This is a genomic window from Streptomyces sp. NPDC002054 (genome assembly GCF_040296685.1).
In the GTDB taxonomy this organism is placed as follows: Bacteria; Actinomycetota; Actinomycetes; order Streptomycetales; family Streptomycetaceae; genus Streptomyces.
Window position 1 is genome coordinate 1 of the sequence record NZ_JBEOXT010000035.1, and the last position, 24,607, is coordinate 24,607.

General features: G+C 71.0%; 19 protein-coding genes and 2 pseudogenes. 16 read left to right on the forward strand and 5 right to left on the reverse strand.

The window, feature by feature from the left end; translation table 11 throughout:
• Positions 1–586 precede the first annotated feature (586 nt).
• The 6 genes from ABT123_RS28220 (at position 587) to ABT123_RS28245 (ending at position 8,651) form a co-directional block, all read left to right on the forward strand.
• Positions 587–1,903: a sensor histidine kinase gene (locus ABT123_RS28220; protein ID WP_351319711.1), complete on the forward strand. Its 1,317-nt coding sequence runs from the start codon at positions 587–589 to the stop codon at positions 1,901–1,903.
• Between the two features lie 215 nt (positions 1,904–2,118).
• Positions 2,119–2,778: a response regulator transcription factor gene (locus ABT123_RS28225; protein WP_351319713.1), complete on the forward strand. Its 660-nt coding sequence runs from the start codon at positions 2,119–2,121 to the stop codon at positions 2,776–2,778.
• A 141-nt stretch (positions 2,779–2,919) separates the two neighbouring features.
• Positions 2,920–4,863 (forward strand): 2-oxoacid:acceptor oxidoreductase subunit alpha, encoded by a 1,944-nt coding sequence (locus tag ABT123_RS28230; protein WP_351319715.1) that lies wholly within the window; start codon positions 2,920–2,922, stop codon positions 4,861–4,863.
• Positions 4,856–5,932 carry a 2-oxoacid:ferredoxin oxidoreductase subunit beta gene (locus tag ABT123_RS28235; RefSeq protein WP_351319717.1) on the forward strand — a complete coding sequence of 359 codons (1,077 nt, stop codon included), beginning with the start codon at positions 4,856–4,858 and terminating at the stop codon, positions 5,930–5,932. Before ABT123_RS28230 ends, ABT123_RS28235 begins: the two co-directional genes overlap by 8 nt.
• A gap of 206 nt (positions 5,933–6,138) precedes the next feature.
• Complete coding sequence (rarD, locus tag ABT123_RS28240) at positions 6,139–7,104, forward strand: EamA family transporter RarD (RefSeq protein WP_351319719.1); 966 nt, start codon at positions 6,139–6,141, stop codon at positions 7,102–7,104.
• Between the two features lie 188 nt (positions 7,105–7,292).
• Positions 7,293–8,651, forward strand: a complete 1,359-nt coding sequence (locus ABT123_RS28245) for a M28 family metallopeptidase (protein WP_351319721.1) — start codon at positions 7,293–7,295, stop codon at positions 8,649–8,651.
• Here ABT123_RS28245 and ABT123_RS28250 read toward each other — a convergent pair.
• The 4 genes from ABT123_RS28250 to ABT123_RS28265 all read right to left on the reverse strand — a co-directional run bounded on the left by ABT123_RS28250 (position 8,641) and on the right by ABT123_RS28265 (position 11,810).
• Positions 8,641–9,075, reverse strand: a complete 435-nt coding sequence (locus tag ABT123_RS28250; protein WP_351319723.1) for a hypothetical protein — start codon at positions 9,073–9,075, stop codon at positions 8,641–8,643. The two genes, ABT123_RS28245 and ABT123_RS28250, sit on opposite strands and share 11 nt — an antisense overlap.
• Positions 9,072–9,275 carry a plasmid partition protein ParG gene (locus tag ABT123_RS28255; protein WP_351319725.1) on the reverse strand — a complete coding sequence of 68 codons (204 nt, stop codon included), beginning with the start codon at positions 9,273–9,275 and terminating at the stop codon, positions 9,072–9,074. The genes ABT123_RS28250 and ABT123_RS28255 overlap by 4 nt, the downstream gene beginning before the upstream one ends.
• Before the next feature lie 108 nt (positions 9,276–9,383).
• Entirely contained in the window at positions 9,384–10,586 is a 1,203-nt protein-coding gene (locus ABT123_RS28260) for a LolA family protein (protein WP_351319727.1), read from the reverse strand.
• A 213-nt stretch (positions 10,587–10,799) separates the two neighbouring features.
• On the reverse strand, positions 10,800–11,810 hold the full coding sequence (locus ABT123_RS28265; RefSeq protein WP_351319729.1) for a polyprenyl synthetase family protein: 1,011 nt from the start codon (positions 11,808–11,810) through the stop codon (positions 10,800–10,802).
• A 259-nt stretch (positions 11,811–12,069) separates the two neighbouring features.
• Here ABT123_RS28265 and ABT123_RS28270 point away from each other — a divergent pair, with 259 nt between their 5' ends.
• The 4 genes and pseudogenes from ABT123_RS28270 to ABT123_RS28285 all read left to right on the forward strand — a co-directional run bounded on the left by ABT123_RS28270 (position 12,070) and on the right by ABT123_RS28285 (position 18,170).
• A complete protein-coding gene (locus ABT123_RS28270) occupies positions 12,070–13,566 on the forward strand; it encodes a peptide MFS transporter (RefSeq protein ID WP_351319891.1) in 1,497 nt (498 codons plus the stop codon).
• Positions 13,567–13,619: 53 nt separating this feature from the next.
• Complete coding sequence (locus ABT123_RS28275; protein ID WP_351319731.1) at positions 13,620–15,623, forward strand: CocE/NonD family hydrolase; 2,004 nt, start codon at positions 13,620–13,622, stop codon at positions 15,621–15,623.
• 344 nt (positions 15,624–15,967) lie between these two features.
• Positions 15,968–16,538, forward strand: a pseudogene (locus ABT123_RS28280) (IS607 family transposase).
• Positions 16,531–18,170: pseudogene (locus ABT123_RS28285) on the forward strand (nuclease/transposase family protein). The pseudogenes ABT123_RS28280 and ABT123_RS28285 overlap by 8 nt, the downstream one beginning before the upstream one ends.
• On the opposite strand, the gene ABT123_RS28290 reads toward ABT123_RS28285, so the two are convergent.
• Complete coding sequence (locus ABT123_RS28290; RefSeq protein ID WP_351319733.1) at positions 18,167–19,021, reverse strand: HAD family hydrolase; 855 nt, start codon at positions 19,019–19,021, stop codon at positions 18,167–18,169. The pseudogene ABT123_RS28285 and the gene ABT123_RS28290 sit on opposite strands and share 4 nt — an antisense overlap.
• Positions 19,022–19,168: 147 nt before the next feature.
• Between ABT123_RS28290 and fahA the strand changes: the two genes are divergently transcribed.
• The 6 genes from fahA to ABT123_RS28320 all read left to right on the forward strand — a co-directional run bounded on the left by fahA (position 19,169) and on the right by ABT123_RS28320 (position 24,598).
• Entirely contained in the window at positions 19,169–20,395 is a 1,227-nt protein-coding gene (gene fahA / locus ABT123_RS28295; RefSeq protein WP_351319735.1) for a fumarylacetoacetase, read from the forward strand.
• Positions 20,396–20,544: 149 nt separating this feature from the next.
• Positions 20,545–21,300 carry a GntR family transcriptional regulator gene (locus ABT123_RS28300; RefSeq protein WP_351319737.1) on the forward strand — a complete coding sequence of 252 codons (756 nt, stop codon included), beginning with the start codon at positions 20,545–20,547 and terminating at the stop codon, positions 21,298–21,300.
• 41 nt (positions 21,301–21,341) lie between these two features.
• Positions 21,342–21,569, forward strand: coding sequence for a 4Fe-4S dicluster domain-containing protein (locus ABT123_RS28305; protein ID WP_351319739.1), 228 nt, complete (start codon positions 21,342–21,344; stop codon positions 21,567–21,569).
• A gap of 14 nt (positions 21,570–21,583) precedes the next feature.
• Positions 21,584–22,930 carry an ABC transporter substrate-binding protein gene (locus tag ABT123_RS28310; RefSeq protein WP_351319741.1) on the forward strand — a complete coding sequence of 449 codons (1,347 nt, stop codon included), beginning with the start codon at positions 21,584–21,586 and terminating at the stop codon, positions 22,928–22,930.
• Positions 22,927–23,856, forward strand: coding sequence for an ABC transporter permease (locus ABT123_RS28315; protein ID WP_351319743.1), 930 nt, complete (start codon positions 22,927–22,929; stop codon positions 23,854–23,856). The genes ABT123_RS28310 and ABT123_RS28315 overlap by 4 nt, the downstream gene beginning before the upstream one ends.
• Positions 23,857–23,860: 4 nt before the next feature.
• Positions 23,861–24,598 carry an ABC transporter ATP-binding protein gene (locus tag ABT123_RS28320; RefSeq protein WP_351319745.1) on the forward strand — a complete coding sequence of 246 codons (738 nt, stop codon included), beginning with the start codon at positions 23,861–23,863 and terminating at the stop codon, positions 24,596–24,598.
• Positions 24,599–24,607 lie beyond the last annotated feature (9 nt).

Consider the following 24,607-nt stretch of genomic DNA (forward strand, 5'->3'; position numbering starts at 1 on the left):
CGGGGGGGGGGGGGGGGGGGCGGGGGGGGGGGCCCCGGGGGGGGGGGGGGGGGGGGGGGGGGGGGGGGGGGCCGCTGCGCGGAGCCTTCCCCCACCCCGCCCCTTCCCGAAACCGGGGCTCCGCCCCGGACCCCGCCAAGTGCCCGGGCTCCGCCCGGCACCCCGGGGCTCCGCCCCCACCCCCGTCCCGGGCTCCGCCCCGGACCCGGAGGCTCTGGCTCCGCCGGACCCATCCCCGGGGCTCCGCCCCGGACCCCGCCTGGTGCCCCGGCTCCGCCCGGCACCCCGTTCGGGGCTCCGCCCCGGGACCGTACGCGCGGGCTCCACCCCCGCCCCCGTTCCCCGGACCCCGCGGGCCCGGCTCCGCCGGACGCCCCCCGGCTCCGCCGGACCACACCCCCCGAGGCTCCGCCCCGGCCCCGTACGCGCGGGCTCCGCCCCAAGCAAGCCCCCGCCACCCCCGACGGGGTGGGGTTAACCCCCCGGTGAGGACGCCGACCTGCCGCATGGATGGCAGGGGTGGGGGCGCGGGAAGGTGGGGGTGTTCAGGGGTTCAGGGGTAGGCCGACAGGACGGGATCGGGAACATGGCCAACGGCAACGGCACGGTGGAGCGGGAGCGGCGGGTGCCGGCGGTGTTGCGGGCGCCGGTCGAGGGGCGGACCTGGCGGGAGTTCGGTTATCTGATGCTCGGGTTTCCCCTGAGCGTCCTGTACTTCTCGCTCGCCATCACCGGCATCAGCCTCGGCGCCGGCCTGCTGGTCACCTTCATCGGCGTCCCGGTGCTCGCCGGGGTGCTCGCCATGTGCCGTGGCTTCGGAGCCTTCGAGCGCAGCCGCGCCCGGGCCCTGCTGCACCTGGACGTCGCCGATCCGGAGCCCGTGCGCGTACGGGCCGGCAAGTCCGGCGCGCTGGCCTGGATGGGCGCCATGCTCAAGAGCGGCAGCGCCTGGCGGCACGTGCTGTACTCGCTCCTCCACTTCCCGTGGTCGGTCTTCGCCTTCACCCTCGCGCTGGTCCTGTGGGCCTACGGCTGGTCCTTCCTGCTCTACCCGGTGTGGTTCTGGGTCTTCCCTGCCTTCACCGACCAGCCCGGACTCCAGCTGTTCCAGAACGACGACTACACCTTCTACCTCGCCGGCCCGGCGGGAGTCGCCCTGACCTGCCTGTTCGGGCTGGCCCTGACCCTGATCACCCCCTGGGTGATCCGCGCGCTGGCAACCGTGGACGGGCTGCTGGTCACCGGCCTGCTCGGGCCGTCCCGGCTGGCCACCCGCGTCACCGAGCTGGAGTCGGACCGCGGGATCGTGGTCGACACCGCCGCCGCCGACCTGCGGCGGATCGAGCGCGATCTGCACGACGGCGCACAGGCCCGGCTGGTCGCCCTCGCCATGGACCTGGGGCTGGCCAAGGAGAAGCTGACCGAGGACCCGAAGGCAGCCGCCCGAATGGTCGACGAGGCGCACGGCGAGGTGAAGATCGCCCTCCAGGAGCTGCGCGATCTGGCCCGCGGGATCCACCCGGCGGTGCTGACCGACCGGGGGCTGGACGCCGCCCTGTCCTCGGTGGCCGCCCGCTGCACGGTGCCGGTCCAGGTGGCAGTGGAGCTGCCCGCGCGGCCGGCTGCCGCGATCGAGGGAATCGCGTACTTCACCGTCTCCGAGCTGCTGCAGAACATCAGCAAGCACGCACAGGCCCGGACCGCCTCGGTGGACGTGTGGAAGTCCGGCGAGCGGCTGCTGATCCAGGTCGCGGACGACGGCCTGGGCGGGGCGAGCGCCGGAGCCGGCAGCGGCCTTGCGGGGCTGGGCGAGCGGCTGGACGCGGTGGACGGCGTCCTGCTCGTGGAATCCCCGGCGGGCGGTGGGACGACCGTGATCGCCGAGCTGCCCTGGCGGGACTGACCACTCCGAAGCTATAGAGCCACTCGAACGGCCGGGCCTGCGGGCTCGGCCGGTTTCGTGTGCGTACCGGGCACGGGCCCGTACGGACGGTGTCCCGACCTGGATCTCCACTCGTCCTTAAGGCTGGCCCTGTCCGGGACGCGAGGCTGGGATGCTTGGCTCAGCCAATGCCGGATACGAGTGCACGCGGGAGCTGCTGAAACGTGGAAGACAGGGTGCGGGTGGTCATCGCCGAGGATTCAGTGCTGCTCCGTGAGGGCCTGACCCGGCTGCTGACCGACCGGGGGCATGACGTCGTTGCGGGCGTCGGGGACGCAGAAGCCCTGCTCAAGACGGTCGCCGAGCTGGCGGCCGAGAAAGCGCTGCCGGATGTGGTGGTGGCGGATGTCCGGATGCCTCCCACCCATACGGACGAGGGGGTACGGGCGGCCGTGCGGCTGCGCCGGGACCACCCCGGCATAGGCGTGCTGGTGCTGTCGCAGTACGTGGAGGAGCAGTACGCCACCGAACTTCTGGCCGGTTCCAGCACCGGGGTGGGGTATTTGTTGAAGGACCGGGTGGCCGAGGTGCGCGAGTTCACCGAGGCTGTCGTGCGGGTGGCCCGGGGCGGTACCGCGCTGGATCCCGAGGTGGTGGCCCAGCTGCTGGGCCGCAGCCGGAAGCAGGACGTTCTTGCGGGATTGACCCCCCGTGAGCGCGAAGTGATGGGCCTGATGGCCGAAGGCCGCACGAATTCCGCGATCGCGAAACAGCTGGTGGTCAGCGATGGAGCGGTCGAGAAGCATGTCAGCAATATCTTCATGAAGCTCGGCCTCTCGCCGAGTGACGGGGATCACCGCCGCGTGCTGGCGGTCCTCACCTATCTGAATTCCTGATCAACTGACATTCTGTCAGCTATTGGCAAATTGAACCGGCCGTCTCAAAAAGCCGTCCAGAATATGAGCGACCCGAGGAAGGACATCCTTACGGACGTAGGGTTGGCCTTGGGGCGCCCGCCTCGAAGGAGGTCCAGTTCAGTGACCAGCCAGGTCAGTAGCCCAGCCGAGCAGTCCGACGGGGCAGGAGGGGCCGTAGTCACCGGGCAGCGCACGCCGGCGGGCCCGGGCGGCAAGGAAATCCGCCGCCTCGACCGGGTGATCATCCGCTTTGCGGGTGACTCCGGCGACGGAATGCAGCTCACGGGTGACCGGTTCACTTCGGAGACCGCGTCATTCGGAAACGACCTTTCCACGCTGCCGAACTTCCCCGCCGAGATCCGCGCCCCTGCCGGCACTCTGCCGGGTGTCTCCTCGTTCCAGCTGCACTTCGCCGATCATGACATCCTGACGCCGGGCGATGCCCCGAACGTGCTGGTGGCGATGAATCCGGCGGCCCTGAAGGCGAACATCGGCGATGTGCCGCGCGGCGCGGAGATCATCATCAATACCGATGAGTTCACCAAGCGCCCGATGGCCAAGGTCGGCTACGAGACCTCCCCGCTGGAGGACGGCTCGCTGGACGCGTTCAACGTCCACCCGGTGCCCCTGACCACCCTGACCGTCGAGGCGCTGAAGGACTTCGGGCTCTCCCGCAAGGAGGCCGAGCGCAGCAAGAACATGTTCGCCCTGGGCCTGCTGTCCTGGATGTACCACCGGCCCACCGAGGGCACGGAGAAGTTCCTGCGGCAGAAGTTCGCCAAGAAGCCGGACATCGCCGAGGCGAACATCGTCGCCTTCCGGGCCGGCTGGAACTTCGGCGAGACCACCGAGGACTTCGCGGTCTCCTACGAGGTGGCTCCGGCCACCCGGGCCTTCCCGCCCGGCACCTACCGGAACATCTCCGGCAACCTGGCCCTCTCGTACGGGCTCGTCGCCGCAGGTCAGCAGGCTGATCTGCCGCTCTACCTGGGCTCGTACCCGATCACCCCGGCCTCGGACATCCTGCACGAGCTGTCCAAGCACAAGAACTTCGGCGTACGGACCTTCCAGGCCGAGGACGAGATCGCCGGCATCGGCGCCGCGCTCGGCGCGGCCTTCGGCGGGGCGCTCGCCGTGACCACCACCTCGGGCCCCGGAGTGGCGCTGAAGTCCGAGACCATCGGTCTGGCGGTCTCCCTGGAGCTGCCGCTGCTGGTCGTCGACATCCAGCGCGGCGGCCCCTCCACCGGGCTGCCCACCAAGACCGAGCAGGCCGACCTGCTCCAGGCCATGTACGGGCGCAACGGCGAGGCCCCGGTCCCGATCGTGGCCCCGAAGACCCCGGCGGACTGCTTCGAGGCCGCCCTGGACGCGGCCCGGATCGCCCTGAACTACCGGACCCCGGTCTTCCTGCTTTCCGACGGCTACCTGGCCAACGGCTCCGAGCCCTGGCGGATCCCGGACCTCGAAGACCTCCCCGACCTGCGCGTCCGGTTCGCCTCCGGGCCGAACCACGAGCTGGCGGACGGCACCGAGGTCTTCTGGCCGTACAAGCGCGACCCCGAGACGCTGGCCCGCCCGTGGGCGGTGCCCGGCACCCCGGGGCTGGAGCACCGGATCGGCGGCATCGAGAAGCAGGACGGCACGGGCAACATCTCCTACGACCCGGCCAACCACGACTTCATGGTCCGCACCCGGCAGGCCAAGATCGACGGCATCGAGGTCCCGGATCTGGAGGTGGACGACCCGGACGGGGCCCGCACGCTCGTCCTGGGCTGGGGTTCCACCTACGGGCCGATCACGGCCGCGGTCCGGCGGCTGCGGATCGCCGGAGTCCCGATCGCACAGACCCATCTGCGCCACCTCAACCCCTTCCCGAGGAATCTCGGCGAGGTCCTGAAGCGTTACGACAAGGTAGTGGTGCCGGAGATGAACCTCGGGCAGCTCGCCATGCTGATCCGGGCGAAGTACCTGGTCGACGCGCAGTCGTACACGCAGGTCAACGGAATGCCCTTCAAGGCGGAGCAGCTCGCGACGGTTCTCAAGGAGGCCATCAATGACTGAGACGGCGGCTGCACCGGCCGGCCATTCCCTGCTCTCCCTGGTCCCCAAGGCCGAGGCCCGGCAGTCCATGAAGGACTTCAAGTCGGACCAGGAGGTCCGATGGTGCCCCGGCTGCGGTGACTACGCGGTCCTGGCGGCCGTACAGGGCTTCATGCCCGAGCTGGGGCTGGCCAAGGAGAACATCGTCTTCGTATCCGGAATCGGATGCTCCTCCCGTTTCCCGTACTACATGAACACGTACGGGATGCACTCCATCCACGGCCGCGCCCCGGCCATCGCCACCGGCCTGGCCTCCTCCCGCCGCGACCTGAGCGTGTGGGTGGTCACCGGTGACGGCGATGCGCTGTCCATCGGCGGAAACCACCTGATCCACGCCCTGCGGCGGAACGTCAACCTCAAGATCCTGCTGTTCAACAACCGGATCTACGGTCTGACCAAGGGCCAGTACTCGCCCACCTCCGAGGTCGGCAAGATCACCAAGTCCACCCCGATGGGCTCCCTGGACGCGCCCTTCAACCCGGTGTCCCTGGCGCTCGGCGCCGAGGCCTCCTTCGTGGCGCGCACGGTGGACTCCGACCGCAAGCACCTGACCGAGGTGCTCCGGGCGGCTGCCGACCACCCGGGTACGGCGCTGGTGGAGATCTACCAGAACTGCAACATCTTCAACGACGGCGCCTTCGAGGTCCTCAAGGACAACGACCAGGCGCTGGATGCCGTGATCCGGCTGGAGCACGGGCAGCCGATCCGGTTCGGTGCGGACGGCACCAAGGGCGTCGTCCGGGATCCGGCCACCGGCGATCTCCAGGTCGTGGCGGTCACCCCGGAGAACGAAGCGCGGGTCCTGGTCCACGACGCGCACAGCACCTCGCCGACCACCGCCTTCGCGCTGTCCCGGCTCGCCGACCCGGACACCCTGCACCAGACCCCCATCGGGGTGTTCCGCAGTGTGGAGCGGCCGGTCTACGACACGCAGATGGCGGACCAGCTGGACTCCGCCATCGAGCAGTACGGCAAGGGCGACCTGAGCCGGCTGCTGACCGGCAACGACACCTGGACGGTCATCGGCTGACCCGCGCCGCGCACCTGCGTGTCCCGCGTCCCGTCGGACGGGCCCGGAGCTCCCATGAGCTCCGGGCCCGTTCTGCTGTCCGCACGCGCCCGCGCGCCCACTCGAGGGTGTCATGAGTGTCACTGTGGACGGCCATGACATTGCGGCCGTCCGGCGCTACCGTCGAGAGGTTGGCCGGAATACGCCTGCACCACCCAGGAGGGCCCGTGAAGGCAGAGAACGAGCAGCGCACGGGTCTGCTCTACGGAATCGGCGCCTACGGGATGTGGGGGCTGGTCCCCCTCTTCTGGCCGCTGCTGAAGCCCTCCGACGCCGTCGAGATCCTGGCCCACCGCATGGTGTGGTCCGTGGTGGTACTGGGCGTCATCCTGCTCGCGCTGCGCCGCTGGAGCTGGATCCGCACGCTCGTACGGCAGCCCCGCAAACTCGCCCTGACCTCCCTGGCCGCCGCCCTCATCACGGTGAACTGGGGCGTCTACATCTGGGCCGTCAACAACGGCCAGGTAGTCGAGGCCAGCCTGGGCTACTTCATCAACCCGCTGGTCACCATCGGCATGGGCGTACTGGTCCTCGGCGAGCGACTGCGGCCCGCCCAGTGGACGGCCGTCGGCATCGGCGCCGCCGCCGTCCTGGTGCTCGCCATCGGCTATGGCCGCCCCCCGTGGATCTCCCTGGTGCTCGCCTGCTCCTTCGCCACATACGGGCTGATCAAGAAGAAGATCAACATGGGCGGGGTGGAGTCCCTGGCCGCCGAGACCGCCATCCTGTTCCTGCCCGCCCTCGGCTACCTGCTGTGGCTGAGCGGCCGGGACGAGCTGACCTTCGGCTCCGAGGGCGCCGGCCATGCCGCGCTGCTCGCCGCCACCGGCCTGGTCACCGCGCTGCCGCTGATCTGCTTCGGCGCCGCGGCCATCCGGGTCCCGCTCTCCACCCTCGGCCTGCTCCAGTACCTGGCGCCGGTCTTCCAGTTCGCCCTCGGCGTCCTCTACTTCCACGAGGCCATGCCGCCGGAGCGCTGGGCCGGTTTCGGCCTGGTGTGGGTCGCGCTGGCGCTGCTCACCTGGGATGCGCTGCGGGCGGCGCGGCGCGCCCGGTCCCCGCTGGAGCCGCTGGAGCCCCTCCCGGCCGGCCCCGCCGTTGCCGCTCCCCGGGAGCCGTCGCAGTCGGCTTAACCGCACATCTTCCGTCCCGCAGTCGCCCGTACGCATCATGCGTGCGGGCGATTGTCCGTTAAGCGAACCACCGTGACCGGATTACGCTCTTGACGGATAGTCACACTCTCACTGACCATCGGGCTCGCACAGACGCTCTATCCCCGCACGTTCCGTTCCATCCCCGTTCGGAATCCCGGAGCCCCCACATGAGTCTGTCCGTTCCACGACGCCCTGCCGTCCTCGCCGTCGCCGCACTCGCGGTGGGCAGCCTGGTCGGCGCCGCCGCTCCCGCCGCGCTCGCCGCGCCGAGTGCGATAGCCGCCCCGACTGCGATCGCCGCCCCGTCGGCGGGCACCGCGGCGCCGACCCCGCCGGACATCCCGGTGGCCAACGTCAAGGCACACCTCCAGCAGTTCTCCACCATCGCCGCCAACAACGGCGGCAACCGCGCCCACGGCCGGGCCGGCTACAAAGCTTCGGTCGACTACGTCAAAGCCCAGCTGGATGCCGCAGGGTTCACCACCACCCTGCAGACGTTCACCAGCAGCGGCGCCACCGGCTACAACCTGATCGCCGACTGGCCCGGCGGCGACCCCAACTCGGTGCTGATGGCCGGCGCACACCTGGACGGCGTCACCTCCGGCCCGGGCATCAACGACAACGGATCGGGTTCGGCGGCCCTGCTGGAGAACGCCCTGGCCGTCTCGCGGGCCGGCCTGCAGCCCACCAAGCACCTGCGGTTCGGCTGGTGGGGGGCGGAGGAGCTCGGCCTGATCGGATCGAAGTACTACGTCAACAACCTGCCGGCCGCCGAGCGGTCGAAGCTCTCGGGCTACCTGAACTTCGACATGGTCGCCTCGCTGAACGCGGGCTACTTCGTCTATGACGACGACCCCGCGATCGAGCAGACCTTCAAGAACTACTTCTCGGGCATCGGCGTCCCGACGGAGATCGAGACCGAGGGCGACGGACGGTCGGACCACGCGTCGTTCAAGAACGTGGGCATCCCGGTCGGCGGTCTCTTCACCGGCGCCAGCCGGACGAAGACCGCGGCCCAGGCCCAGAAGTGGGGCGGCACCGCCGGGCAGGCCTTCGACCGCTGCTACCACTCCTCCTGCGACACCCTGGCGAGCGTCAACGACACCGCCCTGGACCGCAACAGCGACGCCATCGCCTACGCCCTGTGGAACCTGGGTGCGGGCACCCCGGTCCCGCCGGGCCAGTCCTTCGAGAACACCGCGGACGTGAACATACCGGACTCCCCCGCTGCCGCGGTGAGCTCGCCGATCACGGTCTCCGGTGTCGCGGGCAACGCCCCGGCCACCACCAAGGTGGACGTGAACATCGTCCACACCTACCGCGGTGACCTGGTGGTCGACCTGGTCGCTCCCGACGGCACCGTCTACAACCTGCACAACCGCAGCGGCGGCAGCGCCGACAACCTGGTGCAGACGTACACCGTCAACGCCTCCAGCGAGGTCGCGAACGGGGTCTGGAACCTCCGGGTCAAGGACGCGGCGGCGCAGGACATCGGCTACATCAACAGCTGGAAGATCACCTTCTGATCCCGGTCCCGCCGTCCTCGGAGCCGTCGCCGTGCATCACCGGCGGCGGCTCCTGGATCTGGGCGCGGAGCTCCTCCGCGACCGCGGCGATGTCCGCCCGGCCCTTCTTGGCAGCCTCCACCAGATCACCCAGCGCCTCCGGCGAGGGCAGCTGCTTGGCCCCGGCCACCCGCAGGTACGAGCGGGTGGCGGCGGCTGCATAGAACTCGTTCATCGGGGATTCCAGCGCCGGGCACACGGCCAGGGTGTGCAGGAAGGCGGCTGCCCGCCAGGCCGTGTCCGGGGCCGGCTGCTCCGGGACGAGCACCAGGTCGTTCTGGTGCCGCGCCACCGCAGCCGCCACTCCGGACGGATCCCACACGGCGGGATCGGACGGGAGATGGTGGGCGAGTGCGGTCCAGGCCCACTCCATGGTGATCTTCAATTCCCGAACCGCTCCTGGAAGTAGCCCCAGTGATCGGCGAACTCCTCTATTCCGGAGAGGAACTTCCTCCGGTCCTCGTCCAGTTCGCGCTCGGTGACCTCGGTGATCATCGCGGTGACCGTCGTGCCCAGTGCCGCCGCACGCGCCTTGAGGCGTTCGTGGAACTCTTCGTCCAGGCGGATGGTGACGTGTCTCGACATACCGTTCACCGTACAGCGGGGTTGCTGTACGCAGAACGGGAACGGCGAAAGGGTGGCCCGGGACACAGGTCCCGGGCCACCCTCCGTGCAGGTGCGCCTACTTGTCGGCTACTTGTCGGCGTCGGCCGTCTTCACCAGCTGGTCCTTGGTGACCGCGCCGACGTAGACCTTGCCGTCGTCCGTGATCAGGGCGTTGACCAGACGGGTCGAGAAGACCCGGCCCTCACCGAACTTGCCGGTGACCTTGTCCCCGAGGGAGTTCAGGAACTGCTTGGCTTCCTTGGGCGCGTTCTTGTCGTTCTCCAGCTCCTTGAGGCCCTTGCCCGTGCCCGAGTCGATCCGGGCGACCGAGGCCCAGCCCTCGCCGAGGACCTTCACCTCGCCCGCGCCCGCGCCGTTCAGGGCCCCGCCGGTCAGACCGTCCAGGCCGGGGATGGACTCCAGACCCTTGAACTCCTTGCCGTCCTTGCCGTGCTCGGAGTCGCCCTCGATCACCTTCGCGCCCTTGGGCGGGGTGAAGGCGAAGGTGTCGGCGGCCGGCTTCTTGAAGTCGATCTGGGTGAACCCCGCGTCGACGATCGGCTTGCCGCCCTTGCCGGACAGCAGCTGGAAGCGGAGCGGCATGCCGTTCTTCGCGTCCACCGCGATCCGCACCGAGTCCACGGTCGAACCGGACTGCTTGGGCTTGAGCACCAGCTGGTAGGCGTTCCGCCCGGCGACCTGCGCGGTGTCGCCGACGGTGACCTCCGTGGTGGTGCCGGCCGCCTTCAGGGCCTCCTCGGCCAGCTGCTTGGGCGTGGCCGGCAGCCGCTCCGCGGTCTTGCGCTCCGGAGCCGGCCGCGCCTCGTCCGCCTTCTCGTGGTAGACCTCGTTGGACTGGCTGTCGTACCCCCACACGTCCTTGCCGTTGTGGGTGAGGCTGTACTCGTCCTTGCCGTCCAGGAAGGTCAGCTTCTGGCGGTCCGGGCCATCGGCCGCGATCGTGAAGGTGTGGGTGCCCGAGGCGAGCTGGGCCACCTTGTCCGTCGGGTCCGCCGAGCCGCCGGCCACCCCGCCACCGCCGCCGAGCAGTCCGCCCGCGAGCTTCGGCAGGCCCAGGTCCGTACTGATCTTGGCGGTGCCGGACAGCTGCTCCACGTCCGAGGCGGCGATCTTCTCGATCAGTTCCTGCGCCGTGATCTTCGGCAGATCAGGGCCTCCTGCGTTCGCGAAGGCCGGGACCAGTGCGACGGTCGCGCCGACCACGCCGATCACCGCGACCGGTACGGCGTACCGCGCGGCCTTGCGGAAAGTCTTCGTGTTCGCTGCCATGTCAGTGCCCTGCCCTCTGTGTCTTCGGCGGCGACCCCCGTGTCGCCACGCTCACCCGATGCGGTGGGGTTGTTGCATCCATCTGACCAAACCGGGCCCGTAGGCCGCGTCAGTCCGCGGAGCCAATTCGCGTACGACCGTGGGATGAGACGACAAGGCCCTTCCTCCCCCATCCCGTAGGGGTAGAAAGGGCCCGTTGCACCGCCGGAAGAACTACCCGGCGCGGTGTACCACCGCGTCGCACAGCTCTTCCAGCGCGGACTTCGCAAAGCACTCGGGCAGCGGGGCCAGCATGGCGCGGGCGTCCTCCGCATACCGGATGGTGTCGCGGCGGGCCTGCTCCAGCGCCGGGTGGACGCGCAGCCGGGCCAGCGCCTCGGCGTGCCGGGCGTCGTCCGTCAGATCGCTGTCGAGCAGGGCGACGAGCTCCAGGTCCTCGGGGTTCTGGTCCCGGGCGGCCATCTCGCGCAGCCGCAGCACGGGCAGGGTCGGGATGCCCTCGCGCAGGTCGGTGCCGGGGGTCTTGCCGGACTCGTGGGAGTCGGAGGCGATGTCGAGGACGTCGTCGGCCAGCTGGAAGGCGGTGCCGAGGCGCTCGCCGTACTGGGTGAGGATGTCGACCACCGACTCGTCGGCACCGGACATCAGCGCGCCGAACCGGCCGGAGACGGCGATCAGCGAGCCGGTCTTGCCGGCGATGACGTCGAGGTAGTGCGCGACCGGGTCGCGGCCGTCGCGCGGGCCGGCGGTCTCCAGGATCTGCCCCGTCACCAGCCGCTCGAAGGCCTCGGCCTGGATGCGGACGGCCTCCGGTCCGAGGTCGGCCAGGATGTGCGAGGCGCGGGCGAACAGGAAGTCACCCGTCAGGACTGCCACCGAGTTGCCCCAGCGGGCGTTGGCGCTGTCCACCCCGCGGCGTACGTCCGCCTCGTCCATGACATCGTCGTGGTAGAGGGTGGCCAGATGGGTGAGCTCCACCACCACGGCGGAGGGCACGATTCCGGGCGCGTACGGATCCCCGAACCGGGAGGCCAGCATCACCAGCAGCGGCCGGAAGCGCTTGCCCCCGGCGCGTACCAGGTGCTGCGCTGCCTCGGTGATGAAGGGGACCTCACTCTTGGTGGCCTCCAGCAGACCCGCCTCCACGGCCGCCAGTCCGGCCTGGACATCGGTCTCAAGAGCCTGGTCCCGCACGCTCAGTCCGAACGGCCCGACGACGGTCACGAGGGGTACTCCTGTCTGCTGCCGATCACGGTGACGATCACCTGGATTGTCGATGTGTCGCTGCCTTCGCTCAAGCCAGCGTATCCCGTCCATTTTCGATCACCGTGAGCGCCCGCCGTTCCAAGCCGGGCCCGCTTTTCACGCACCACCCGATGCGCACCGGTATGTTCTTGAGAGACCCATAACAACCGGAGAATACGTTTTGTCCAGAACTGAGACTGCCATAGGTGAGCCGTCGGAGCCGCCGGAGCTCCCGGAGCTGCCGGAGCCGGTGGACCCCCAGGCCGACCAGCCGCCGCCCGCCGACGACCACGCCTTCCTCGGACACCCCCGGGGCCTGGCCACGCTGTCCGGGCTGGAGGTCTGGGAACGCTTCTCGTTCCTGGGCATGCAGGCCATCCTCGTCCTCTACTTCGCGGACACCGTGGCGAACGGCGGCCTGGGCATGGACCCCGGCACCGCCGCATCCGTCTCGGCGGCCTACGGAACCATGGTCTACCTGGTCTCCGTCGCCGGCGGATGGCTCGCCGACCGGATCCTCGGCTCCTACCGGGCCGTCCTGTGGGGCGGCATCCTCATCGCCTGCGGCCACTACGCCATGGCCGTCCCGACCACCGCCATGACCTGGGCGGGCCTCGGCCTGATCAGCGCCGGCACCGGCCTGCTCAAGCCCAATGTCGCCAGCATGGTCGGCAAGCTGTACCGGACGGCCGACGAGCGGCGCGACGCCGGCTTCGCCCTCTACTACATGGCCATCAACATCGGCGCCTTCGCCGGCCCGCTGGTCACCGCCTGGCTGGGCGAGAACAAGGGCTGGCACTGGGGCTTCTCGGCCGCCGCGCTCGGCATGACGGCCGGGCTGGTGCAGTACGTACTGGGCCGCCGCCATCTGGCCGGACGGAAACACTCGGCCGAGTTCCCCCTCACCCCCGACGCCATGCGCCGCGCCGTACGGACCATCGCCGGCGGGCTGCTCGGCCTCGCTGCCCTCTGCGGCCTGCTCGCCGCCGCCGGCTGGCTCACCATGGACCGCTTCGTCGACGTCCTCACCCTCACCTCGGTGATCGCGCCCGTCGTCTATTTCACGGTGATGTTCCGCAGCCCGCAGGTCAGCGCCGAGGAGCGCGGCCGGCTGCGCCCGTACGCGGTGCTCTTCCTCGCCTCGGTCGCCTTCAACTTCATCCTCTTCCAGGCGTACTCGACGATGATGCTGCTCGCCTCGACCAACGCCCGCACCTCCCTCCTCGGCTTCGACTTCCCGGCCGGCTGGTACGCCTCGGCTCTGGGCGCCTTCGAGGTGGCGCTGGCCCCGGTGGTGGCCGCCGTCTGGGTCCGGATGGGCCGCCGCCAGCCGCAGACCTCCAACAAGATCGCCTTCGGGGTGATCCTGGGCGGCCTGTCCTTCCTGCTGATGGTGATCCCCACCTCCGGGCACGCCACGGACACGTACCGGATGGCCGCCTGGTGGATCGTCGGCTCCTACCTGCTGCTCGGCCTCGGCGACGTCCTGCTGCAGACCTCCGGCATGTCCGCCACCAGCAAACTCGCGCCGAAGGCCTTCAGCAGCCAGACCATGGCCCTGTGGTTCCTCTCGCTGGCCCTGGCCAACGGCATCCAGGCACAGGTCGTGAAGTTCTACGGCGAGGTGTCCAACCCCGTGTACTTCGGCGTCAACGGCGCCATCGCGGTGGCCGTCGGCCTGGCCGTGCTCGCCCTCGCGCCGTGGCTCCGGCGCACCATGCACCCCGTCCACTGAGGTTTCCAGGTTTCCAGGTTTGAGGTTTCGAGGTTGAGGTTTCGAGGTCGCCGATGATCATCCGTACCGAGTTCCCCTACGAGACGACGCACGACGACGTCCGGATCCCGATGCGGGACGGCGTCGAGCTCTACGCCCGCATCTGGCGCCCGCTCACCGACGAACCGGTGCCGGCGCTGCTGGAGTACCTGCCGTACCGACTGACCGACTGGACCGCGCCCCGCGACTGGCAGCGGCACCCCTGGTACGCCGGGCACGGATACGCCTCCGTACGGGTGGACGTGCGCGGGCACGGCAACAGCGACGGCCGCCCGGGCGACGAGTACGACGCGCAGGAACTCGCCGACGGCGTCGCGGTCGTCGAATGGCTGGCCGCCCAGCCCTGGTGCACCGGCTCGGTCGGCATGTTCGGCATCTCCTGGGGCGGCTTCAACTCCCTCCAGATCGCCGCCCTCGCCCCCGAACCGCTGAAGGCCATCGTCACCGTCTGCTCCACCGACGACCGCTACGACAACGACGTCCACTACATGGGCGGCTCGGTGCTGGCCGTGGACATGCACGCCTGGGCGGCCACCATGCTGGCCTTCGCCGCCCGCCCGCCGGACCCGCTGTACGCGGGCGAGGGCTGGCGGGAACAGTGGCTGTCCCGCCTGGAGTCCGTGGAACCCCTGATCCACACCTGGCTGTCCCACCAGACCCGGGACGGCTACTGGAAGCACGGCAGCGTCTGCGAGGACTACGGGGCGATCGGCGCGGCCGTCCTGGCCGTGGGCGGCTGGCACGACCCCTACCGGGACACGGTCCTCCGGCTGGTAGAGCACCTGCCGGCGGACCGGGTGCGCGGCCTGATCGGGCCGTGGTCCCACCAGTACCCGGACCGCGGGCTGCCGCCCGGCCCGGCGATCGGCTTCCTGCAGGAGACCCTGCGCTGGTGGGACCACTGGCTGAAGGGAGCCGACAACGGGGTCATGGACGAGCCGCTGCTCCGCTCCTGGATCAGCGACTCGCACCCGCCGCGCACGGTCTACCAGGAGATGCCGGGCCGCTGGGTCGCGGACCCCGCCTGGCCCTCGCCGAACGTCACACCGGTGGCGTACGCCTTCCAGGGCGAACCGGTGCTGGTGCGCTCCCCGCAGCACACCGGCGTGGACGCGGGCCGGTTCTTCCCGTTCGGCAACGACGCGGACCTGCCGCCGGACCAGCGGGAGGAGGACGCGAAGTCGGCGTGCTTCGAGTTCCCGGTGCCGGTCGGCTCCGCGGTGGAGGTACTGGGGCGGCCCTCGGTGACGGTCCGCCTCCGCATGGACGTCCCGTACGGGCAGGTGATCGCCAGGCTCTGCGATGTCGCCCCCGACGGGTCCTCGACCCTGGTCACCCGGGGTGCGCTCAACCTGTCGGCCCGGACGGGCCGGGACCGGGCCGTGCCGTGGCCGGCCGGGGCCTGGGAGGCGGTCACCTTCGACCTCAACGGCATCGGCCACTCCTTCCCGCCCGGCCACCGCATCCGCCTGGCCCTCTCCTCCGCGTACTGGCCGTGGATCTGGCCGCGGGCCGGCTCGGAGGCCGGCTGGACGGTGGACCCGACGGGCAGCACCCTGACCCTGCCGGTGCGGTCGCCGTCGCCGGCGGACGGCTCGGTCGCGTTCGAGGCACCGGAACAGTCGGAACCGCTGGGGGTGTCCTTCCCCGTCACCCTGGACGAGCCGCGCCCGGAACGGCTGGTGGTACGGGACGTGGCGCGCGGGATGTGGCGGCTGGAGGTGGATCCGCGGTACGGGGGCACCCGGGTGTACCCGGACGGGCTGGAGTTCGGCGAGGACACGGCGGAGGTGTACGAGATCCAGGAGGCGGATCCGCTGTCGGCGCGGGCGCGCTCGGAGTGGCGGATCCGGCTGCACCGGCCGGAGCTGGGGTGGGATGCGCGGGTGGAGACGCGGTCGGAGACCTCGTGCGATGAGGGCGGCTTCCTGACGTTGAACGAGGTGGTGTGCCGGGAGGGCGAGGAGGTGGTGTTCCACCACACCTGGGAACGCCGCCTCCCCCGCGCAGCGGGCTGACCCCGCCCTGCGCTGCGCGCGCCTATCCCCCACCCCGCCCCTTCCCGAAACCGGGCTGCCGCCCGGCCCCGCCCGGGGCCCCGCCCCACGCCCCACCCCCGGGGCCGGGGCGGCCCCTTGTTGCGGGCCTGCGGGCCGGCTGTGGCCGGTCGCGCAGTTCCCCGCGCCCCTGACGGGGTCCGGGGCGCAGCTCCGGTTTCGGGAAAGGGGCGGGCCTATTCCGCGCAGCGGCGCCCCGCGGCCCCGGCACGGGCTGGGCCCCGTCGGGGCGGTGGGCTGCTGCCTTGTTGGTTCACTCTTGTGAGTTATGGTGCGTTTTGGTGAGTGTCGTTACCGTCGGGTGCATGAACCTCAAGGAGTGGGCGAAGGCACAGGGTGTGCATCCGCAGACTGCGTATCGCTGGTTCCGTGAGGGCACTTTGCCGGTGCCGGCCCAGAGGGTCGGGACGCGCGTGATCCTGGTGAATGTGGGCGCAGGCACCGCTTCTGAAGCGGCCGGTGGTCTTGGGCTGTATGCCCGTGTCTCCTCTCACGGCCAGAAGCCGGATCTGGAACGCCAGGTTGTCGGCGTGGGCTGCGAAGGCCGGTCATCGGGTTGTGCGAGTCGAGTCCGAGATCGGTTCGGGTGTGAACGGTTCGCGTTCCCAAGTCCGGCGGCTGCTCGCTGACCCGGGTGTGACCAGCGTGGTTGTGGAGCACAAGGACCGGCTCGGGCGGATGAACGTGGAACTGGTCGAGGCCGCGCTGTCCGCACATGGCCGCCGCCTGATCGTTCTCGATGACGGCGAGACCGAAGACGACCTGGTGCGGGACATGATGGAGGTACTGACCTCGTTCTGCGCCCGTCTGTACGGCCGCCGCTCAGCGAAGGACCGGGCGAGGAAGGCTCTGGTAGCGGCGGCTGCCGATGACTGAGCAGCCGAAGAAGCGGCAGTTGCGCACCGTCGAGGCGCCGTTCGTGGCGCTCGGCCCGTCCGGTGTGGCGATACGCGACCGCCTCAAGGGCCTGACCGCCCAGGACGAGACGGTTCTGCGTGGCGTGGGCGAGCACCTGGGCGTTCTCGCGTCCCGTGACCTCAAGACGGCCTGGAGCACTCCACGGACACGTGGGCTGCCCGGAAGCGGGCGATGACAGCCGGGTCGTCCTCCCGCTGGGCCGGGTCGATCACGAAGGCCACACATGATCAGTGGGCACTCTCCCGCCGCTGCCAGCTCGCGCACATCCAAAGCCTTGAGGCCGGTGTCCGCATGCTGACGCACCGACTGTCCCAGCCCCTTGGGGGCAAGGGCAGCAAGCGGGCACCGGGCGGATACCGCAGCAAGGGCGAGTGGTTCCACAAATCCCGGCGTCTGCACACCCTGGAGCACCGTCTCGACGTCGCCCGAGCCGACCGGGAGAACGGCGTCGTGCACATCGTGCGCGGCGGCCGAAAGCTCCTCAACAACCGGCGCAACCTCCAGGCAGTGCAGCTCACCGAGGCCGAGTGGCGGCAGCGGTGGGAGGCGGAGCGCTGGTTCCTGGCCGCTGACGGCGAGTCGGGGAAGCGTTTCGGAAACGAGACGATCCGTGTCACCCCTGACGGCCGGGTATCCATCAAGCTGCCCGCGCCACTCGCGGATCTGGCGAATGCCAAGCACGGCCGGTACGTCCTGGCCTCCCGCATCGCTTTCGCGCACCGGGGCCGGGAATGGCGGGACCGGATCGACGGCAACCGGGCCGTCGCCTACCGCATCCACTACGACGCCCCGCGCGGGCGCTGGTACCTCACCGCATCCTGGCAGCGCCCCGTCGTCCAGACGATCCCGCTGGAGACGGCACTCACGAGCGGTGTGATCGGCGTCGATACGAACGCCGGCCACTTCGCCGCCTACCGCCTCGACACCCACGGCAATCCGATGGGTGAGCCGCACCGGTTCTTCTATGACCTGTCGGGCACCGCGGACCACCGGGATGCGCAGATCCGGCACGCCATCACCCAGGTACTGCACTGGGCCAAACGACGCGGCGTCGCCGCGATCGCCGTCGAGGACCTTGACTTCCAAGCGGAGAAGACCCGGGAGAAGCACGGCCGCAAGAAGCGGTTCCGGCAGCTCATCTCCGGTATGCCCACCGGCAGGCTCAAGGCTCGGCTCGTCTCCATGGCCGCCGAAGCCGGTCTGTCGATCGTCGCGGTTGATCCGGCTTACACCTCTCAGTGGGGCGATCAGCACTGGCGCAAGCCGCTTGTCACCCCACGACGCAAGATCTCCCGTCACGATGCCGCCGGTATCGCGATCGGACGACGCGCCCTCGGGCACCCGATCCGGCGACGGACGGCACCGCCCCGCGACGACCGGAGTGATCGTCGCGGGCATCGGACCGTCCAGGCCGACCGTGGTGCCCAAGAGCGTGAGGGAACCCGCCCACCCGTCACGGACCGTGCACACGATGCACGTGCCCGGACAGGGACAACACAAGGAACGCGGGAGACCAGCGCATCCACAACCGTTCGGGATGCGCGCAGTGCCGGGACGTGGGCCCAAGACTCACTCCTGCTCACTGACTAGGAACGGTAGAGGCGTTCCAGGATGACCGCGATGCCGTCGTCCTCGCAGGACAGGGTGACCTCGTCGGCCACCGCGACCAGCTCCGCATGCGCGTTCGCCATCGCCACCCCGTGCGCCGCCCACGCGAACATCGGGATGTCGTTCGGCATGTCCCCGAACGCGATCGTCGCGCCCCCGCTCAAGCCCAGTTCGGCCGCCGCCACCGCCAGCCCGCTCGCCTTCGAGACCCCCGGCGGCTGGAGCTCCACCGTGTGCTCCCCCGCCATCGTCACGTTGACGAGGTCCCCGACCACCCCCCGCGCGATCCGCGTCAGTTCGTCGTCGTCCAGCTCCGGATGCTGGAGCAGCACCTTGTTGATCGGGGCGGACCAGAGCTCGGCCCGGCGGGCGACCCGGATCGTCGCCAGGTGCGGGTGCGGCATCCGGTAGCCCGGCTCTATCAGCATCGCCGCCGCGTCCAGGCCTGCCCCGTTGACCGCCGCGTAGACCTCCCCGATCTCCGCCTCGATCTTCCCGAGGGCGACCTCCGCCAGCTCCCGGTCCATCGGGACGGAGTGCAGCAGCCGCCCGCCCGCCGCGTCGTACACCTGCGCGCCCTGCCCGCACACCGCGAGCCCCGTGTAGCCGAGCCCGTCCAGGACATGGCGTACCTGGGGAACGGGGCGGCCGGTCACCACGATGTGCCGGGCGCCCGCCGCGCGCGCCCGCGCCAGCGCGGCGTACGAGCGGCGCGAGACGGTGTCACCGGCGCGCAGCAGGGTCCCGTCCAGGTCGGTGGCGATGAGGGCATAGGGGAGGGAGGGAGAGGGAGAGGGAGAGGGAGAGGGAGAGTGCGGGAGGGCGCGAGTCACGGCGCCAAGGATAGGACCGGCTCGGACAAGTCCTACAAATCGCTCCCCAATCCGGCCTCCCGTCCGCTAAAGGAGCCACGTAACGTGTCAACCCGCACTGTGTCACCCGGGACACCCCCGGCCGCGTGGAAAGCGAGGCAGCACCCCATGCCCCAGCAGAGCCCCCTCGACGTCCCCGAGGGCGATCCGTTCGGACCGCACAACCTCCCGTACGGGGTGTTCAGCACGGCCGAGGAGCCCGCCCGGCGGCGCATCGGCGTGCGGCTCGGCGGTCACGTGCTCGACGCCGGTGCAGCCGCCCTCGCGCTCGGCTCCCCGTACGCCGGACTGCTCGGGAAGCCCTCCCTCAACCCGCTGCTCGCCGCCGGCCGCACCGTCTGGCACGACGTACGGCGCGCCCTGACCGCCTGGGTGACCGACCCCGGGCACCGGCCGACCGTCGAACCGCACCTCATCGCCCTCGACGCGGTCACCCTGCACCTGCCGTACGAGGTCGCCGACTACGTCGACTTCTACGCCAGCGAGCACCACGCCACCAACGTGGGCCGGATGTTCCGCCCGGACGGCGACGCGCTCACCCCCAACTGGAAGCACCTGCCCATCGGCTACCACGGCCGCTCCGGCACCATCGTGGTCTCGGGCACCGATGTCGTACGGCCCTCCGGGCAGCGCAAGACCCCCGCCGACCCGGCGCCCGTCTTCGGGCCCAGCACCAAGCTCGACATCGAGGCCGAGGTCGGCTTCGTCGTCGGCACCCCGTCCGGGATGGGCGAGCAGGTGGCCCTCGGCGACTTCCGGGAGCACGTCTTCGGGCTGTTCCTGCTCAACGACTGGTCCGCGCGGGACATCCAGGCCTGGGAGTACGTGCCGCTCGGCCCCTTCCTCGGCAAGTCCTTCGCCACCTCGGTGTCGGCCTGGGTGACCCCGCTGGAGGCCCTGGACGCCGCCCGGGTCGCGCCGCCGGCCCGCGACTTCCCCCTGCTGCCCTACCTCGACGACTCCGCCACCGACGAGGACGGCGGGTTCGACCTGCACATCACCGTGTCGGTCAACGGGCAGGAGGTGGCCCGTCCGCCGTTCGCGACCATGTACTGGACGGCCGCCCAGCAGCTCGCCCACATGACGGTCAACGGCGCCTCGCTGCGCACCGGCGACGTCTACGGCTCCGGCACCGTCAGCGGACCCGAGGTGAACCAGCGGGGCTCCCTGCTGGAGCTGACCTGGAACGGCCGGGACGCCATCGAACTGGCCGACGGCAAGCGCACCTTCCTGGAGGACGGCGACACCGTCACCATGACCGCCTGGGCGCCGGGCCCGGACGGGGTCCGGGTGGGCCTCGGCGAGGTCACCGGCCGCATTGTGGGCGCCCGCTAGTCCACACCCTGGGACACCCCCGCGGGCGGGGTGGCGGATCTTGCCACCCCGCCCCGGAAACCGCAGGTCAGAGCGGTTCACATCAGCCGCCCGGTGGCGCAATACTGCGGCAACACCATCACGGCCCGGCCGCCGGTACGTTCCCTGCCATGCCAGCCGAACGCAGCCTCGACCACGCCGCGCGGCGGCGACGGCTGCGCGCGGACCAGGCGCGGCAGCTCGCCGACCTGCTGCGCCACCAGATCCTCTCGGGCGCCTTCCCCGGCGGGGTCCTCCCGTTGGAGAACACCCTCGCCGCCGACTACCGGGCCAGCCGCAACACCGTCCGGCAGGCCCTGGACCTGCTGCGCGGCGAGCGGTTCGTCGAACGGCAGCCCGGCGTCGGCACGGTCGTGGTCTGCGAGAAATACCCGCACGGCCTCGACCGCCTGCAGGGGCTCGCCGAGACCCTGCACGAGCACGGCACCGTCAGCAACGAGGTCCGCACCGTGGGCCCGGTGCCGGCGCCCGCACCCGTCGCCCACCGGCTGGGCCTCCCCGAGCACACCGATGTGCTCTACATCGAGCGGCTGCGCAGGCTGAACGGCCTTCCGCTGTCCCTCGACCTCACCTACGTCCCGATGGACCTCGGCAGCGGACTCCTCGGCTGCGACCTGGAGAACACCGACGTCTTCCGGCTGCTGGAATCCCTCGCCGGACAGCCGCTCGGCCATGCCGACATCACCCTCGAAGCCGTCAACGCCGACGCGCACTCCGCCGCCGTGCTCCAAGCGCCCAAGGGCGCGGCCGTCCTGATGCTGGAGCGGCTCACCCACCTGCGCGACGGGCGTCCCGTCGACCTGGAATTCATCCGCTTCCGCGGCGACCGGATCACCATGAGCGGCCTGCTGCGCCGCTCGCTCTGAACTCCGAAGTCCCTCTTCCGCCTGCCCTCCTGGAGACAGCCATGCCTCTGGTGCCCCAGCGTGCCGACGTGCCCGTGACCATCGACGAGTCCAAGTGCATCGACGGCTGCACCCTCTGCGTCGACATGTGTCCGCTCGACTCGCTCGCGATCCACCAGGACAACGGCAAGGCCTATATGCACGTCGACGAGTGCTGGTACTGCGGCCCCTGCGCCGCCCGCTGTCCCACCGGCGCGGTGACCGTCAACATGCCCTACCTGCTCCGGTGAAAGGCCCGACTCCCATGCGACGCATCCACCCGCTCGCCCCGCTCGCCGCACTCCTGCTGCCCCTCGCCACCGCCTGCGGTGGCGAGGCCGGCGCCGACGCCGGCCAGGAGGGCAAGACGGTCACGGTGACCGTCGGCTACCAGTCCAAGACCATCAACACCGTCACCGCCGGCACCCTGCTGCGCTCCCTCGGCTACTTCGAGCAGGAGCTGGCGGCCCGCGGCAAGAAGGACGGGGTCACCTACACGGTGGACTGGCAGGACTACGCGACGGGCGCCCCCATCACCGCCCAGATGACCGCCGGGAAGATCGACATCGGGTCGATGGGCGACTATCCGCTGCTCATCAACGCGGCCCGCGGCAAGGAACTGAAGCAGCCGACCCGGCTGGTCTCGGTGACCGGCTACAACCTGCACGGCGGCCTCAACACCATCGTCACCGCCCCCGGTTCGCCCCTGAAGTCCCTGGCCGACCTGCGCGGGAAGAGGGTGTCGACGAGCGTGGGCTCGGCGGCCGACGGAACGCTCGTCCGGGCCCTGAAGCGGGCCGGCATCGACCCGGAGAAGGGCATCCGGAAACTCAACCAGCAGCCCAGTGTGGGCGCTTCGGCCCTCCAGGCGGGCAGCGCGGACGCGCTGTCCCAGTTCGTGGCCTGGCCCGGGCAGCTGGCTTATGAGGGGCGAGCGACGGCTTTGTACGACGGGGCCGAGCTGAACCTGCCGACCTTCCACGGGGTGACCGTCCGGGAGAAGTTCGCCGCCGAACGGGCCGGGGTACTGGAGGACTTCCTGCGCGCGCAGCGGAAGGCGACGGACCACCTGCGGTCCCAGCCGGTCGCCGCCGCCGAGTCGGTGGCCAAGGAGACCGGCCTGCCGGCCGAGGTGGTATACCTCTACAACGGGGCGAACGGCATCGCGACCTTCGACCCGGAGCTGCGGCCGGAGCTGATCGCCGCGCTGAAGGAGGACGTGCCGGTCCTGCGGGAGGCACAGCTGGTGGGCGAGGTGGACGTGGACGCCTTCGTGGACCCGGCGCCGCTGCGCGCGGCCTCGGCGGGCGCCCCCGGCCTCCCGAAGCCGGCCGCAGCCCGCGCCGAGCTGTGGCTGAAGGGGCAGAGCAGCACGCGTACCTTCGACAGCCCGCGCGAGCTGCTCAAGGCCGCCAAGGGGGCGGACGTACGGGCCGCATACGTACCGGACGCGGTGACCGGCACCCTGTGGTTCGCGGGCCGCGCGGTCTGGGTGGCCGAGGGCACCGAGCTGCGGGCCTTCGTGACCGAGGCGGGCGCGCAGGCGTACGCCGGACAGCACGCCGGGGCCCGGATCGTGAGCTACGCGGACGCCGTGGGCCTGGCCTCATGACGGCCTCGGCCGGGCGGTGGCTGCTGCGGGCGGTCTCGCTCGGGGCGGCGCTGGGCCTGTGGCAGCTGCTGACCTCGCTGGACCTGAACCTGTGGCTGCGGTTCGAGCAGTTCCCCACGGTCGGCGAGGTGGCCGCGGAGCTCTCGGAGCGGGTCGGGTCCGGCCCGTACTGGGAGGACCTGACGTACAGTCTGCGCCGGATCGTCACGGGCTTCCTGCTGGCCGCCGTGCTGGGGGTGGCGGCCGGCACGGCCATCGCCCGCTCCCGGCTCGCCGCGGACCTGCTGGGCCCGCTGACGGAGGTGCTGCGGCCCGTCCCCGCCATCGCGCTGGTGCCGGTGGCGATCCTGCTGTTCCCCTCGAACGAGCAGGGGATCGTCTTCATCACCTGTACCGCGGCCTTCTTCCCGGTGCTGGTCTCGACCCGGCACGCGGTGCGGGCCCTGACCCCGGTCTGGGAGGAAGCGGTCCTGACCATGGGCGGGGGCCGGGCCCGGGTCCTGTTCTCGGTGGTCCTCCCCGGCGCGCTGCCGGGCATCTTCGGCGGACTGTCGGTGGGGATCGGCGTCGCCTGGATCTGTGTGATCTCGGCGGAGATGATCTCCGGCGAGTACGGGGTCGGCTACCGGACCTGGCAGGACTACACGGTGGTCGACTACCCCGGCGTGTTCGTCGGCATGGTCACCATCGGCGCGCTCGGCTGGCTGACCTCCACCGCGGTGGAACTCCTGGGCCGCCGCGCCACCTCCTGGCTGCCACGTCCTGCGCCCGGCCCGGCCGAAGCCCGCCACCCTTCGGCCCGCCGCAGCGCCCGCCCCACGAAGCCGGCCCCCCGGGGCTCCGCCCCGACCCTCGCGCCGCACCCGCCGGCGGCACCGGCAGCGGACCCGGCCCCCGCCGACAGCAGGCAACCGAGCAGGAGCTGACGCCATGACCACGTACGCCCCCACCACCGGCGCCGAACTCGCCCTGCGCGGGGTGGGGCTCGGCAGGAGCGAAGACCCCGTCCTCGACGGGCTCGACCTCGACATCGCCCCCGGCGAGCTGCTCGCCGTCGTCGGCCCCTCCGGCTGCGGGAAGTCCACCCTGCTCCGGACCCTCGCCGGACTGCTCGCCCCGCTCGACGGCCGGGTCACCCAGGACGGCACCCCGATCACCCGCCCGCACGCCGACCGCGCCCTGGTCTTCCAGGACGACGCCCTGCTGCCCTGGCGGACCGTACGCGCCAACGTGGAGCTGCCGCTGGCAATCCGCCGGGCCGGCACCCGGGCCGAGCGGCGGCAGGCCGCGGCCTCCTGGCTGGCCCGGGTCGGCCTCGCGGCGCACGCCCACAAACTGCCGCACCAGCTGTCCGGCGGCCAGCGGCAGCGCGTCCAGCTGGCCCGCGCGCTGGCCGGCGGCCCCCGCGCCGTCCTGATGGACGAGCCCTTCGGCGCGCTCGACGCACAGACCCGCGCCGATATGCAGGACCTGCTGGTGGAGATCCTGCACGACACCGGCGCGACCGTCGTCTTCGTCACCCACGACGTGGACGAGGCCCTCTACCTCGGCGACCGGGTCGCCCTCCTCGGCTCCGGACGCCTCGGCGCCGTGCTCGACGTGCCGCACCCCCGCGAGCGCGGCGCCGACACCGCAGCCCTCCGGCAGCGCATCCTCGACTCCCTCTGAAAGGCACCA

What these genes read in the sequence shown, in the direction of transcription:
- ABT123_RS28315 (WP_351319743.1), top strand. Translation starts at nt 22,927, where the DNA reads ATGACGGCCTCGGCCGGGCGGTGGCTGCTGCGGGCGGTCTCGCTCGGG.
- ABT123_RS28255 (WP_351319725.1), bottom strand. Translation starts at nt 9,275, where the DNA reads ATGTCGAGACACGTCACCATCCGCCTGGACGAAGAGTTCCACGAACGC.
- ABT123_RS28245 (WP_351319721.1), top strand. Translation starts at nt 7,293, where the DNA reads ATGAGTCTGTCCGTTCCACGACGCCCTGCCGTCCTCGCCGTCGCCGCA.
- ABT123_RS28275 (WP_351319731.1), top strand. Translation starts at nt 13,620, where the DNA reads ATGATCATCCGTACCGAGTTCCCCTACGAGACGACGCACGACGACGTC.
- fahA (WP_351319735.1), top strand. Translation starts at nt 19,169, where the DNA reads ATGCCCCAGCAGAGCCCCCTCGACGTCCCCGAGGGCGATCCGTTCGGA.
- ABT123_RS28220 (WP_351319711.1), top strand. Translation starts at nt 587, where the DNA reads ATGGCCAACGGCAACGGCACGGTGGAGCGGGAGCGGCGGGTGCCGGCG.
- ABT123_RS28305 (WP_351319739.1), top strand. Translation starts at nt 21,342, where the DNA reads ATGCCTCTGGTGCCCCAGCGTGCCGACGTGCCCGTGACCATCGACGAG.
- ABT123_RS28260 (WP_351319727.1), bottom strand. Translation starts at nt 10,586, where the DNA reads ATGGCAGCGAACACGAAGACTTTCCGCAAGGCCGCGCGGTACGCCGTA.
- ABT123_RS28235 (WP_351319717.1), top strand. Translation starts at nt 4,856, where the DNA reads ATGACTGAGACGGCGGCTGCACCGGCCGGCCATTCCCTGCTCTCCCTG.
- ABT123_RS28320 (WP_351319745.1), top strand. Translation starts at nt 23,861, where the DNA reads ATGACCACGTACGCCCCCACCACCGGCGCCGAACTCGCCCTGCGCGGG.
- ABT123_RS28300 (WP_351319737.1), top strand. Translation starts at nt 20,545, where the DNA reads ATGCCAGCCGAACGCAGCCTCGACCACGCCGCGCGGCGGCGACGGCTG.
- ABT123_RS28310 (WP_351319741.1), top strand. Translation starts at nt 21,584, where the DNA reads ATGCGACGCATCCACCCGCTCGCCCCGCTCGCCGCACTCCTGCTGCCC.